The sequence below is a fragment of the Dokdonella sp. genome (assembly GCF_019634845.1).
GTDB lineage: Bacteria > Pseudomonadota > Gammaproteobacteria > Xanthomonadales > Rhodanobacteraceae > Dokdonella_A.
In genome coordinates this window covers 1-13,527 of the sequence record NZ_JAHCAQ010000005.1, presented here as the reverse complement: position 1 = coordinate 13,527, position 13,527 = coordinate 1, and the positions used below count along the sequence as shown (strand labels likewise).

General features: G+C 60.1%; 15 protein-coding genes and 1 pseudogene. 11 read left to right on the top strand and 5 right to left on the bottom strand.

Annotated elements, in window-relative coordinates; genetic code table 11:
- Positions 1-159 precede the first annotated feature (159 nt).
- Positions 160-414 carry a type II toxin-antitoxin system Phd/YefM family antitoxin gene (locus KF903_RS04885; protein WP_291211770.1) on the top strand — a complete coding sequence of 85 codons (255 nt, stop codon included), beginning with the start codon at positions 160-162 and terminating at the stop codon, positions 412-414.
- Positions 411-839: a type II toxin-antitoxin system VapC family toxin gene (locus KF903_RS04880; protein WP_291211766.1), complete on the top strand. Its 429-nt coding sequence runs from the start codon at positions 411-413 to the stop codon at positions 837-839. Before KF903_RS04885 ends, KF903_RS04880 begins: the two co-directional genes overlap by 4 nt.
- A 234-nt stretch (positions 840-1,073) precedes the next feature.
- On the opposite strand, the gene nagA is transcribed toward KF903_RS04880, so the two are convergent.
- Together nagA and KF903_RS04870 are read right to left on the bottom strand one after the other, a co-directional pair.
- Complete coding sequence (gene nagA, locus KF903_RS04875; protein ID WP_291211763.1) at positions 1,074-2,213, bottom strand: N-acetylglucosamine-6-phosphate deacetylase; 1,140 nt, start codon at positions 2,211-2,213, stop codon at positions 1,074-1,076.
- 262 nt (positions 2,214-2,475) lie between these two features.
- Positions 2,476-2,601 (bottom strand): annotated as a pseudogene (locus KF903_RS04870) (methyltransferase); the annotation flags it as partial.
- Positions 2,602-2,634: 33 nt separating this feature from the next.
- Here KF903_RS04870 and KF903_RS04865 point away from each other — a divergent pair.
- Positions 2,635-4,395, top strand: a complete 1,761-nt coding sequence (locus KF903_RS04865; RefSeq protein ID WP_291211760.1) for a recombinase family protein — start codon at positions 2,635-2,637, stop codon at positions 4,393-4,395.
- 154 nt (positions 4,396-4,549) lie between these two features.
- Positions 4,550-4,741: a hypothetical protein gene (locus tag KF903_RS04860; RefSeq protein ID WP_291211757.1), complete on the top strand. Its 192-nt coding sequence runs from the start codon at positions 4,550-4,552 to the stop codon at positions 4,739-4,741.
- A 543-nt stretch (positions 4,742-5,284) separates the two neighbouring features.
- Here the strand turns inward: KF903_RS04860 and KF903_RS04855 are convergent.
- Complete coding sequence (locus tag KF903_RS04855) at positions 5,285-5,875, bottom strand: hypothetical protein (protein ID WP_291211754.1); 591 nt, start codon at positions 5,873-5,875, stop codon at positions 5,285-5,287.
- A complete protein-coding gene (locus tag KF903_RS04850) occupies positions 5,875-6,693 on the bottom strand; it encodes a hypothetical protein (RefSeq protein WP_291211752.1) in 819 nt (272 codons plus the stop codon). The genes KF903_RS04855 and KF903_RS04850 overlap by 1 nt, the downstream gene beginning before the upstream one ends.
- A 719-nt stretch (positions 6,694-7,412) precedes the next feature.
- On the opposite strand from KF903_RS04850, the gene KF903_RS04845 reads away from it, so the two are divergent.
- The 4 genes from KF903_RS04845 (at position 7,413) to KF903_RS04830 (ending at position 11,065) form a co-directional block, all read left to right on the top strand.
- Complete coding sequence (locus KF903_RS04845; RefSeq protein ID WP_291211749.1) at positions 7,413-8,240, top strand: hypothetical protein; 828 nt, start codon at positions 7,413-7,415, stop codon at positions 8,238-8,240.
- Between the two features lie 251 nt (positions 8,241-8,491).
- Complete coding sequence (locus tag KF903_RS04840) at positions 8,492-9,778, top strand: hypothetical protein (protein ID WP_291211746.1); 1,287 nt, start codon at positions 8,492-8,494, stop codon at positions 9,776-9,778.
- Positions 9,779-10,130: 352 nt separating this feature from the next.
- Positions 10,131-10,832, top strand: coding sequence for a recombinase family protein (locus KF903_RS04835; RefSeq protein ID WP_291211745.1), 702 nt, complete (start codon positions 10,131-10,133; stop codon positions 10,830-10,832).
- Positions 10,829-11,065, top strand: a complete 237-nt coding sequence (locus tag KF903_RS04830) for a hypothetical protein (RefSeq protein ID WP_291211742.1) — start codon at positions 10,829-10,831, stop codon at positions 11,063-11,065. Before KF903_RS04835 ends, KF903_RS04830 begins: the two co-directional genes overlap by 4 nt.
- A 7-nt stretch (positions 11,066-11,072) precedes the next feature.
- Here the strand turns inward: KF903_RS04830 and KF903_RS04825 are convergent, their stop codons facing one another.
- Entirely contained in the window at positions 11,073-11,339 is a 267-nt protein-coding gene (locus tag KF903_RS04825; RefSeq protein WP_291211739.1) for a helix-turn-helix transcriptional regulator, read from the bottom strand.
- Positions 11,340-11,426: 87 nt separating this feature from the next.
- On the opposite strand from KF903_RS04825, the gene KF903_RS04820 reads away from it, so the two are divergent.
- From KF903_RS04820 to KF903_RS04810, 3 genes are all read left to right on the top strand, one after another.
- Positions 11,427-11,978: a hypothetical protein gene (locus tag KF903_RS04820; RefSeq protein ID WP_291211736.1), complete on the top strand. Its 552-nt coding sequence runs from the start codon at positions 11,427-11,429 to the stop codon at positions 11,976-11,978.
- 36 nt (positions 11,979-12,014) lie between these two features.
- The gene (locus KF903_RS04815; RefSeq protein ID WP_291211733.1) at positions 12,015-12,224 is read left to right on the top strand and encodes a hypothetical protein; all 210 of its coding nucleotides are present in this window, start codon (positions 12,015-12,017) and stop codon (positions 12,222-12,224) included.
- Between the two features lie 155 nt (positions 12,225-12,379).
- Positions 12,380-13,420 (top strand): hypothetical protein, encoded by a 1,041-nt coding sequence (locus KF903_RS04810; protein WP_291211730.1) that lies wholly within the window; start codon positions 12,380-12,382, stop codon positions 13,418-13,420.
- Positions 13,421-13,527: the final 107 nt, after the last annotated feature.

Genomic DNA, 13,527 nt, shown 5'->3' with positions numbered 1-13,527 from the left:
GAAGCAATGATCGTTTCCCTCTCTCTCTCCTTTCTGTTTCCGGCGCAACGCCTGTGGCGGACTTCACAGGTAACCGTCTAATTTAGCGTGGTTGGCGCACTTGCTCACGAGTCGAAAATGTAGTATCATACCTACATTCTTTGATGTAGGAGGTGTGCTGTGACCATCACGACCCTATCCAGTCGGGAGCTGAACCAGGACGTGACGCGAGCAAAGAAGGCCACCAAGAGCGGCCCGGTGTTCATCACGGATCGCGGCAAACCCGCGCACGTGCTGCTCAGCTTCGAGGACTATCAGCGGTTGACAAGGCAGCGGCGCAACATTGCCGACGCGCTGGCGATGCCGGGTGTTGCGGACATCGAGTTCGAGCCACCGCGCGTGACCATTGGAGCCCGGCCGGCTGATCTCTCATGATGTATGTGCTCGATACCAACGTGCTGTCCGAGCTGCGCAAGGTACGGCTTGGCAAAGCCGATGGGAATGTGACGGCATGGACGGACAGCGTCGATGCCGCCGACCTCTTCGTATCGGCCATCACCATCATGGAGTTGGAGCTCGGCGTTCTGTCGATTGAACGCAAAGACGCTGCCCAGGGAGCCATGCTGCGCTCGTGGCTGGAGCAACACGTACTACCCGAGTTCTCCGGGCGCACGTTGCCTATCGATACCGTTGTCGCGCAGCGCTGCGCTCGACTGCATGTGCCGGACAAGCGCGGCGAGCGTGACGCACTCATCGCGGCTACGGCGCTGGTGCACGGCATGACGGTGGTCACGCGCAACGTGGCCGATTTCAAGCCTACGGGAGTGACTATCATCAATCCGTGGGAGCCGTCGCCATAACTGCCCACGGGTTCAAGAACGCCTCGGATGGCGGTACTCCAGCGGTACAGAGCTTAGTTTTGCCGACCTTCGCCAAGCTGCTCTAAACTACTGTCGCAGCGTACTTTTTTGTTCTGCAGCTTACGCTCCCCTATGCCTGATTTTCCTAGGCATAGCGCGTTGGCGACGGACTCATAATCCGTTGGTTCCAGGTTCAAGCCCTGGTGGGCCCACCATCCTGCCGCTGCGGCAGCGTCACTGCGCGCTGGCCCGGTGGCAGCGGCGCAGTTGGGCGGCGTGGTCGAACTCGAGCAGGTCGGCGCGGCAACCGACCGCGATGCGACCGACGTCGTGGGCGAGGCCGAGGAACTGCGCGGGATAGGTTGCCGCCATGCGCGCGGCTTCGGCGAGCGAAACGTCGAGCCAGTCGATCGCGTTGCGCACCGCGCTGGCCATGTCGAGGGCCGAGCCGGCCAGTGAGCCGTCCTCGTTCTCGCAGCGGCCGTCGCGCACGGTCACGCGCTGGCCGGCGAGGCGGAATTCGGTCGCGGTGGTGCCGACCGGCGGCATCGCATCGGTCACCAGCATGAGCTTGCCGCGCGGCTTGGCCGCCAGCGCCACGCGCAGGCTCGCCGCATCGACGTGGTGGCCATCGACGATGATGCCGCACCAGCTCGCGCGATCCTCCAGCGCGGCACCGACCATGCCGGGTGCGCGTCCCTGCAGCGGCGACATCGCGTTGTACAGATGGGTGAAGCCGCGCGCACCGGCATCGAGCGCGGCGCGTGCCTGCGCATGGGTCGCGTCGCTGTGGCCGAGGCAGACGATGACGCCACGTTCGCTGAACGTGCGCACGAGGTCGGGCGTGACGCACTCGGGTGCGAGCGTGAGCACGGTGACGCCACGGCGCAGCGAGCAGACGAGATCGATTTCGGCGGCATCGGGCACGCGGAACCGGCGCGCGTCGTGGGCGCCGCGCCGGGCCGGCGCGATGTAGGGGCCCTCGAGATGGATGCCGAGCACGCCGGGCACGCCTTCGGCGATGGCCTGGTCCACCGCCGCGAGCGCCGCCTGCATCGTGGCCGCCTCGTCGCTGATGAGCGTCGGCAGGAAGCCGGTGGTGCCGTGGCGCGCATGCGCGGCGCCGATGCGCGCGAGCGCTGCCACGCTGGGGTCGTCGTTGAACAGCACGCCGCCGCCGCCATTGACCTGCACATCGATGAAGCCTGGCAGCAGTGCGTTGCCGGCAAGATCGTGGACGTGGTCGGCATGGCGCGCGCGCGCATCGTCGGCCGGCACGATCGCGCTGATGCGCGCGCCTTCGACCAGCACCGCGACATCATCGCGCCATGCTGCGTCGAGCAGCACGCGGCCGTTGCGGAACACCGTCGTCATTGCACCGCCTCCATGGGCCGGCGTGGATGCGGCGGCAGGTTGCAGCCGCGCCGCACGGCCAGCGCCTTGGCTGCATGATAGAACGCGGCCACGGCCGCGGCCGGCGCGCAGGTCCGATCGGGCGCGGCGGCGAACGAAGGGTCGCCGCCGTCATCGGCCTCACGTTGCCGCTGCACCGCCCCTGCCGGGCGCCGATGCATTCGCGCCGCAAGTGCCCGCGCGGGCGCGTCCGCGCGGTCCCGCCCGCGTTTCGCGCCCGTCCTCAGCAACATTCGAGCGCGGCCACCGAGCGCGCCAGTCGTGGACCGAGGTAGGCATGCGAACCGCATGCCAGCAGGCCGGCCTCGAGAAAGCGTGCGCGGTACCACGCCGGTGGCCGCGCGATGAATATAGAGAGGCTGAATAAATCTTGGCCTTTGCTATGCTGCTTGCCGCTATGACGAATGCCGCCACCCCTACCAAGCCGAAAGCCTATTCGTACATCCGCATGTCCACGGATGTGCAGCTCAAAGGCGACTCACTGCGTCGCCAAACGGCCGCGTCTCAGCAGTACGCGGCCGATCATGGGCTGGAGCTGGCCCCACCGATCGAGGATATCGGCGTCTCCGGCTTCCGAGGCTCGAATCGGGAGTTCGGAAACCTGGCCCGGTTTCTCGATCAGGTCGAACGCGGGTTGATCGAGCGGGGCAGCTATCTGATCGTGGAGTCGTTGGATCGCCTTTCCCGTCAAAACGTCTTCGAGGCTTTTTCCCTCTTCGGTCAGATCGTGCGGAAAGGCGTCAAGATCGTCACGTTGATGGACGGTCAGACCTACGATGAAGCATCGTTCACGGACAATCATGGCCAAGCCTTCATTGCTTTGGGTTCGATGCTTCGAGCGCCTGAAGAGTCTCGGATCAAGTCCAAGCGGATCGCGGCTGCTTGGAAGCAGAAGCGGGCGGAAGCGAGCACAAAGAAGCTGACTCGCACGATGCCGGCATGGCTTCGGATGAGCGCAGACCGACAAACAATCGAGGCGCTGCCCGAACGTGTCGCTATCGTGGAGGAAATCTTCCGACTGGCCCGCGATGGCTATGGCGCGTATTCAATAGCGCAGCGACTCAATCATCGGCGGGAGCCAACGTGGTCCAACAAGGCTGGGCTATGGTACGAGTCGTACATCAAGAAGATCTTGAGTAACAGATCTGTGCTCGGTGAATTTCAGCCTTTCACAACAACTTATGAGGGTGGCTCGGGTGCACGCCGCGTTCCCGATGGGGATCCTGTACCGAGCTACTACCCGGCGGTAATTGACCACAACCTTTTCTTGGCCGCTCAGGCAGCGATCAGCACGCGCAAGATATCTGGACGTGGGCGCAAAGGTGCGACGCTTACCAACCTCTTCACAGGCGTCATTAAATGCGGCCATTGTGGCCGTCCGATGCGATATATAAACAAGGGGACTGCGGTCAAAGGCGGGCAATACCTACGCTGCACGAGCTCCTACTTTCGAGCAGACTGCAAGTCGCTGCCGTGGCGGTATTCCTACTTCGAACAGTCCTTCCTTCAATTCCTGCGCAAGGTCGATCTTCGTTACGTGCTTGGAGGCCAGAAGCAGGATGAGCTCGCCGCGCAGTTGCAGCAACGCCGTTTGATCATTGAGGCAGAAATAGCGGGAATTTCCCAGTCCATTGAGAACCTTGTCGCAGCAATCGCCGAGTCCGCCGCACTTGCGCTCTCGAAGAAGGTCGCCGAATTGGAGGTCAAAGCGATCGAACTGGAAGCCGAACGCACTCAGGTTAGTGTCGCCCTGAACGACATCGAACAGAGTCGCGCAGGGATGTCCAAGGAAGAGATCGAAGGGCTTCTAGACAAGATCACCCGAAATGGCTCACAGGATTTCGATGATCGTCCTCGACGACTATTGGCCAGTGAGATCAATCGAGTCATTCGGAAGATCGAACTTTTTTCCAACGATTCGGCTCGTCCTTGGGATGGAGAAGATGCAGCGGAGTCCAGTCGCATCGAGGCTATGGCGCCGTGGGAACGACAGATGTTGAACAGCTACTACATCGTCCACTATTCGACAGGCGAGAGCGAATATGTGCGCCCCTATGAAGCGGACAGCCTCATCTATCCAACGACCACGCGTATGCGCATCAACGCACTGAGGGATAAATCTGGTCGATTTGTCGCGCAATAATCCGCGTAAAGTCGACGTAGACACTCGCCGTGATCGCCACCTATCGTTCGGTCAATGTTCGAGAGAGGGCGCGTTGATGGCGGCAAAAAAGCTACGCAGGACACGCCGGAAGCTCCGAGGGCAAACGACCGCATCGCGCCCCATGCCTACCTCCATGCAGTTGTTGGTCAACCGGCTCAGCTTGATTGGAGATTTGATAACCACCGTCGAACTCGCACTGCGTGCACAGAATGCCGATCACGACGCGGCCTTTGCCATGACACTCCGTCGATGCGCAGCCGATCCGATCTATGCGGCCCGGGATGAAGTCGAACAACTCGCCATGAGGCTTTCAGCGGGGACGTGAGTGGAGGCAGTTCCGGCAATCCGTCCAGCCAGGAAGGGATCGCCAGTCAGTCGAAACTTATGGTCACTGGGCTGAAGGAATCCGCCCTCGAAGACCAAAAAGTCCATTTTCAGATTTGCCGGCCAGATTCCAGACTTTCCGTTCAGATGTGCCCGGTCATCAGTAGATCGGGAAGCGGGTTGAAGAGCGACTGGTTCCCTTCACATCAAACCCATTTCTCAGAACCATTTCCGGATTTGACCCAACGACGTTGACCACAATCCCATCGAAGACCGGATTGGCTATCTCACTGCAATCGATAGGTCGGAATGCAGTGGATCGGGAACCGAAGGTGCGACGAACCATGTTTCAGTTCATGGCTCAGGGAGTGGTTCAAGGAGGTATCAGAGGGGAGTATTGGATCAGATGGTTTCAGTTGAGCGTCCATGCTCAGGGGTTGATCCATCATGTTTCCATTCACGGTGGGCATAGTTCTCCCATCAAGGCATCGAAGCCTTCCATGGCTTATGAAGTGGCGCTCGTCTCACTTCATTGTCTCCACCTTCAAAGCTGCAACTGCTCAGCGATGAGGGCATCCGCATAGAGCGGCTTGTCACGGACTTTCATTAGGTAGCCGAGCCAGCCCTTTGGGTCAGCGCACAGCTCATGACGGTGCTCATGAGGCCCGGCCAACGCCAGCGAAGTCCAGCACTCTGCCGACAGTTCCGCGAAGTCCGTCGCCGGAAAATGTCCGGGGATTTCCGTCAGCAGATGCAGGTGCGGATGCTTGTCGAAGACCCCGTTGCCACCCTCCATAACGGGGACGACCTGTAGGTATGCGTCTCGACGGCTGTATTCGCGCCCGAGCGCCTTTCGTTGCAGGCGGCGCAAGAACTCCGCCAGAGTGGCCAATACCCCGTCACGAGACACATGCCCGCGATGCGACGGCTTGAACGTCAGGGTTTGCGCCAGATAGCGGTCGCGGGTCAGGCGCGGGCTGATCCAATCCAGCAAGGCGGCACGATGCCGCTCATCCGATGGTTGAGCACTGTCGGGAGCAGACCCGGTGAATGGGCGAGATGTAGTGAAACCGGGGCGCTGTGAAGCGCCCCAGCCACCGTGTGCCATCGAATGATCGAAGGTCGCGCGCTCCATCACGCCGCCCTCTTGATCGCAGCGCGTGCGCGATTGCGAGCCCAGCTGCTGCGATGACGGGCCTTGCGGGCCAAGCGCGGCGTGCGCCAGAACCATTCCACGGTCGATTCGATGTACTCACCGGGCTGGCGGTGTGCCGTCAACACGTCGATCCATTCCCAGTCGGTCTCGCAACCGACGAGATGCATGGGCGATAGAATGTTCGAACGGGCTTCGAGGCCTGCCGCGTAACACACGTGCTTCATATCGACCACGGAGTAATCGACGGGAATCTCCATCAGGAAGTGGTAGGTCGGTGATGCCGCAGCACTCGAACGTGTCCTGATGGCAGCCACACCCAGCGACTTCCAGAGGGACGGCGAGTCGGAGAGGTCATCCCTCACCTTCGATTCCACGGCAATGTTGAACGCGAAGAACATCTTGTCCGGCGCAGCGACGCGCAACGGGTGGAGCGGATCATCATCGACCGGGCAGACCAGCGTGCCCGCGACAAAGCGGCTTGTGTGACCTGCCGGGAACCAGCCCCCGAGCACGGAGTTCATGGTCGCGACGGTCAGCGGCTCGCGCAGCGATTCCGTGGTGTCGTGCCCCTCGGTCAGGTTGTCGTAGGCCACCTCGAAGAAGTACGCGTCCAATGCCTCGAACGACGGAGGATCGAATTCATCGATGGGCTCGGCGCGCGACCAATCGAAGCCGGATTCAGCAACCGGAGCGTGAACGGGTGTGTTTGTGGATGCGAAGCTCGATGCTGCATAAGTCATGTCGGTGACTCCTGTCTGGAAGGTGGAATCGGCAGAGCCGAAGTTCGGGTAACGCATGGCAATCCTCCAAATGGCGGGCCCATTACGGACGCAGCACGACGCTGCGGCGCGCGAGGGCCGAAATCGAAAACCAAGGGATAGCGCACGCCGAGTCGTGAACGGCGGGAAGCCGGCGACTTGGAATGGCCGTTGGGAGTGCTGACGCGTTCCTCTAGACAGGAACGGCGACGTCTAGGTGACGTCGGTGCGAATCGCGGGGAGCGTTCTACGCCGGTCGTTTGGGTCTGTCAAACCACTGACCGAGTTTTTGCCGCAAAAACACTGGCTATGATTTGACCAGCGCATGCAAGTCACTCAGATCGTTGAAGAATTCTGATTTTCTTGCAACAGCGAACATCGGCGAGATTAACCAGCGAATGCAACCGGCCTGATCAACAAAGCGTCGTTGGGCGACCCAACCGACGACCATCTGCTTCCGGCCAACAAGCGGCCGTTCGCCAATGACTGACAATCGATCAGTGGGGCCAGCAAGCTGATCGTCATCGACTGGTTCGGTGGTGCATCCGCTTCGGTACACGCATAGGACTCTGAGCGATTCGTGGCTTGCAGGGTACCTAGCTCCGAGGCATGCTGAGGATGTTGGCTCTATCGAAGCCAAGCCGCCCGCAACGGCGAAGTCCCATGGACATCGAACTGTATCGCTTCGCTATGGATCTCTCGTTCGAATCCGGAACGAGTGAGCGGGCCACTCCATTCAGGATTCGTGGGAGTACGCCATGAATGTCGATCACCTTCGCAAGCAAGCGAAGAAACTCAAGACGTTATACCCCGAGCTCATTAAGGAGTTCGGGGCAACTCTGACGTTAAGCCAAGCGCTCGATGTAGTCGCTCGAACACATGGCTTTCCGTCGTGGCATGCGATTGGCAACCGCACACGGTCTCGGCCTACTCCGCGTGCCGTAGGCGACGCTGCGGAGGCCGACATTGTCCCTACGGCAGAGATCGAAAAGAGCTATCGGTGGGAGGCGAAAGCGGCAGCGAGCCTAGTTGTCAAACTGGACGACAACGCAGATCCGATAGAGTATGCGGAGGGGCGTGAGTACGTCCTGCGGTGCCGTGGTCTCGCCGTCGGCCACGCAGTGCGTCTCGAAAATGATACGTTCGAGGATCGGTGCGATCAGCTAGGCAGGATAACTGGAGACTTCAGCGACTACTCGCCGTCAGCGCTGCGTAGTCTTGTTTCGGCCGCGCACCAAGCCGTTGACCGCTGCCCCGCATTCGTGGACGGGTGGAATTTCTTGGCGGGCGCACTCTTCCGCGCAGGACTATGGCGCGATAGCCTCGCAATTTCTGAGCCTATCGCAACAGGTCTGCTGTCCGGATTGCCAACTTCGAGAAGTGGCGTCGTGCAGGTGTGTTACGGCATGCTCGCGAACCGTCCGTTTTTCCGTATCGCCCATTGCTATCTCTTGGGCTTGCACCATGCCGAGCGCCATGTCGAAGCCGACACTCTCGCGCACCGACTGTATTCGCTATGGCCAAACGACAACATGGGCTTTCGGTTTCTCCTGTCGCGAGAAGGTCGCGAGCAGGCCACGGGATGACAGAGTCCGGTAGCCGAAGAAGGGCATTCGCGGTACCCGTGCATCTCTTAGGCAAATTTCAGCATGTTGGGATATACGAGACCAACAGTGTCGCGCTTGAGCTGCAGGTACCCGCAATGGTCACAGGCAATGGAGTGTGGGCATTGATAGAACTCATTAGAGAGCTCTGCCAGCGTTGCGCCACTCCATCTCACAACATGAGACGTGTCCGAGTAGAGTCGTCGAAACGCGAGTGCTGCTAGAGAACTGCTATGAGCGCATATGACAAGGGATACCTCTTTTCCGACGTCGACTTGCGGGGAGTGATCGATCATCAGCGTGAGCAAATCACTAAAGAAGTCGAAGGACTTGAATCTAATCGCCTGCTCAATACGTCGGATGAGGATTTGGTCCGGTACTTCGTCGAGAAATACACCCTCGACGTGCCTGTGCTTCTTCGCGATGAAATGACCGCCGATCAAAACGAAACGCAGGTTGATGCCAGGCATCACGGCAATCGCTGGATCAGAGACACTAGCCGACCGTTCTACATCCCCGGTCAGCGGATCGACATTGAAATCCCTTTCACGGGCGAAGGCGATCTCTTCAAGGCAAGAGCAAGCACTTACACCTCTGCTCCGCCGCGCGGCAGGATTTCAGCTCAAAGCCTCGTCTTGTCGTTCGAGATTCCGCACGATACGGACCAGGACATTCGACCTGCCTTGGATAGGGAGCTGGCAGAAATTGAGGCGTACTTGGGCTGGGTCAGACGCGACGTGGCCGGATACAACGACGGCATTCACGCGGTCGCGGAAACGGCGATCCAGAAGCGAAAGGAGCGATTGCTTGCCAATCAGGGCCGGGTAGCGGCACTCGGCATCCCGTTGAAAGTTCGCCCGAACGCTCCGCAAACTTACGCTGCCCCCACGATTCGCAAGAAGGTAGCCCCCGCGCTTCCGAAGGCATCCGCTGCGCCCTACGAGCCAGAACCTGCCATGAGCATGGAGCACTACGAGCATATACTCAGTGTGATCCAAAACATGACTCAAGTGATGGAGCGCAGCCCTTCAACTTTTGCGACGATGGGCGAAGAAGCTCTACGCGATCACTACCTTGTGCAGCTAAACGGCCAGTTTGAGGGACAGGCAACCGCCGAGACGTTTAACGCGGCAGGGAAGACGGATATCTTGCTGCGCATCGACGGCAGAAATGTCTTCATCGGAGAGTGCAAGTTCTGGAAGGGCACGAAGGTCTATCAGGAAACCATTGACCAATTGTTAGGTTACTCATCGTGGCGCGACACCAAGACCGCCATCTTGGTGTTTAATAAGAACAAGGACACCAGCAAGGTTCTTGACGAAATCAAAACCGCCAGCGAAGAGCACCAACACTACAAGCGCACGTCGAACTGGAAGCATGAGTCGGGGTTTCGATTTATCATGCACCATCCAACGGATACGAATCGCGAACTAACGATGACTGTTCTTGTCTTCGACATTCCGCAATTCGAGAAAGCAATCAAGGCAGCAAGGCCGGCGAAGGCGACTGCGAAGAAGTGAGCCGTGGCTTGAAAGCCACTTCGCGCTAAAGCCGAGGGCATACCACGGAGCTGCGGCTCTGACCAACAATCGTCGTCATTGACGCGAAATCGCTGCCTTCACGGGTCCGCACATACAAGCGCAATCGGAGTGCACAGATCGCTGCATTCGCCGGATAGGAAATTCCTCCGCCTAGCGAATGGTCGCTTCGGGTCGAAAACTGCCGCTCATCTCAGAGTTTGTCACGTATCCGGCGACTCGATCATTTCAATGATGCATTCGCTTTTATACGCGCTTGCAACCGTTGAACACAGTTTACGGAGCCCAAAAACGACGCTTATCGTTCCTAACCTGTAGGTTGGGAATTTTATTGATGAGCCAGAAGCTGTTCGTCGCGTACTACCGCGTCTCCACGAAGGCCCAAGGCGTCAGCGGCTTAGGGCTGGATGCACAGCGCGAGGCGGTCGAGCGGTACGTTGCCGGAGTGTCGGGCCGCCTAATCGCGTCATTCGAGGAGGTCGAGTCCGGCAAGCGCGTCGATCGCGTGAACCTGCACGCGGCCCTCGAACTCTGCCGCACCGCCAAGGCAACCCTCGTCATCGCCAAGCTGGATCGGCTCGCCCGCAACGTCAGCTTCATATCACGCCTGCTGGACGCCCGCGTCGAGTTCATCGCGGCCGACATGCCATCGGCCAACCGGCTGACGATCCACATTGTGGCGGCGATCGCCGAGTACGAGCGGGAGCAGATTTCGGAGCGGGTGAAGGGGGCGCTGCGAGCCGCCATCGCTCGGGGAACTCCGGTCGGCAATCCCGCAGCCCGGCATGTTCAGCCCCAAGCCGTTGCCGCCGCCCAGCGCGACGCCGACGACTATGCGCGTCGAATGGCTCCCGTCCTTGCGGCTCATGAGGTCGGGGGAGCACTTCCGCTGACGCGCTTGGCTCAGCAGCTTGAACGTCTGGGCTACGAGACGCCGCGCGGCCATCGGCACTGGTCCGCCATGACCGTGCGCAACCTCAAGCAACGCATTGCGACGCTCCAATCACCGTCTTCCTTCATGGAGGAAGCTGCGTGAAGAACAGCGACTTCCACCTGTCCGACGAACAACTGGCGGCCTATCACCGTTGGAGTCGGCATGTTGTACGAGCGCAGTGGAGGGCCGATGCTGCCGAATCCATCAGCGCCACCATCGCCTTCACGTTCACTTCGGTTGGAAGGCAGGTACAGGCGCGGATCGGGCCCGACAGCTTGACGCTGGAGGTGCTTGGGGAGTCGACCTATCCCATCTCTCGGACGCCACCGACATGATGGCCGATCAGGTTGAAGCGGACTTCCGCTTGGGGCGCGAGCGAGCCGACATCTTCATCAGCTCTTCGACTTGGACAAGGAGGTTCGACACGCTGACGCCGAGAACCGGGGCCAGCTTGAACAAGGTCTTGAGGCTGGCCGAGTTCTGGCCGCGCTCCAGCAGGGAGACGTAGTTGCGTTGCAGGTCGGCCTCGAACGCGAGTGCTTCCTGAGAGAGCTGGCGCGCCAGCCGTAGCTCCCTGAGTACACGTCCAAAGGCCTCTTCCGGTTCCAACGCCACCTCCCGCCGTCGGCAAGACGGTAGGGATAGGCGGCAGATTGGTCTTCACAGTATATTGGTCAAAGAAGGGAGGTTCAGACGATGAAATCAAGATGGCGCTACACGCTTCTGGCGATGACCCTTGCCGTCACCGGATGCGCTGATTCAGGACCGCCGCCGTGCAGTGATCCGGGCGTCTTGGAGATTCTGGCGAACACGACCACCGAGGGCGAGCTCGCGTGGACCCCCAAGGACATCCAGACGCTCGACTGGGATGACCAGACCGCACGTCTGGCTGGACTCGACCGTGGCCGCGACATTCGTCATCTGAACTCTTGTGCCGCCATCTTGGTTCCATCCAAGGACAAGGTATGGGTTGCCGGTCAAACGCTTGAGCCGTCCGTCCGAAAAAACATGGAAATGATGCAGCGTACGGCCGATCAGCAGTGCTCGGGTGAGCCGCGCCCCGGTATGCCGAGTGATCCCGCCGCCAACGTGTTGTGCCAGCGCTTGCAAGAAGCTGCCAAGCAACAACAGGCACGCAACCGGCGCGCCGAAGAGGGGTACTGGGAACCGACCGAGCCTCGCCGCATTCGCTATGTCACAGGCCGCTTCGATGACGGTCGCGTGTCCGCAGCGATCATCCTGCAGTGAGCGGACGCCAACGAAATCCACCGAAAGGAGTAACAGATGCAGGACTATCTGGGAATAGTGGTGCTCGTCACGAGCATATGGGTGCTGATCGACGCGAAGACGATCGGCGTCAAGCGTGGACAGATTCAGGGCATGGGCAACATGGGACCGTGGGGATGGTTCTTTGTATGCCTGCTGCTATGGATCATCGGCTTCCCGTTCTACTTGGCCAAGCGGTCTGAGTTCAAGCGCATCAATGGCAAGTAGGTATGGTTTGAGCTCTTTGTCATAAGCTCAGTATCGCGGCGCAGACAAAAGCGCTGCACGTGTGCTAGCGTCAAAACAGGCGCTCTCTCCAACGTGGGAAGGGGTTCCACTTCTCACCTCTCGGACGATCAGCGCCCTGCACAGGGAGGATCGTCGTGCGACTTGAAAGCGCTCTTTCAACGCGGTGTCTCGCCGCGATGTTGTTGGGATCATGTCTGATTGGCACGTCTGCCCAAGCCCAAGAGGTTTGCGGCCTTCAAGACGTGAATTTCGATTCAATTTTCATCAATGGCTTCGACTCGGCAACCACCGGGGGCGGCATCGGTCCGCCAGCCAGCACCACCCCACCGCCCACCCTCGGCATCACGCCCGCGATCGCGATTACCTGGCCAACGGCTGGAACGGTTCTGCCGGCTGGCAAGGTGCAGGTAGTGGGCACTGTCACGGGTTCAATCAATACCGGTGTGTCAGTGGCCGGTACACGGGCCTACGTGAACAACGGCGTATTCGTGACGCCGGAAATTACCCTTGACTCGACGGTGACCAGCCTCGCAGCGACCGCGACGACGATGGACGGGCTGACGGCATCCGCCAATGTCTCGGTAACGGCATCGACAACCGAGCCCGATGCCTCACTGTCGACAGCGACTCCGGTAGGGTTTTCGCCGCTGCCAGTGCAGTTCCATCTTGGCGTGAAAACAGGTCTGACACTGCAGTCTGTTGCGGTCGATTTCGATGGAAACGGCAGCACCGACTACACCGGCACAACGGTAGGCGACCTTCCGATCTTCAGCTATCCAGTACCGGGGGCATATACCGCGACGGCAAGCCTGACCTTTACGGGTCATGCGCCAGTCACCGTGAAGCATCGGGTCATGGTGGTCGCGCTGGCCGAACAGCGTACGGCCATCTGTTCCACCTACGCGCACCTGCGCGCACGACTCGGCGCGCAGGATGTGACCGGCGCAGGCTATGCGCTCATGGGCGATCTAAAGTCACGCCTCACGCCGCTGTTTACTGCGTTGGGGACTCGCATGCCGACCGTTGCAGCGAACCTTGGCATCTTGGCCGATGGCACAATCGGATTCGACGCCGCAGACATCATCGCCGTGCGTGACCTCACTAGCGAAGTGCGCGGCTACCCAGTCCATTTCGCCCGCGACGCGAACGGCGTCTGGCGCATCGACTCGATGTGACGCCGTGATGTCCTTCTGGATGCAGGCTTGGTTTTGCGTGCCGTTGTGGATCGCGGCAGCGTTGTGTGTCGCGCTGGTCAAGGCGTTAACCGGCACGGTCCGTGAGA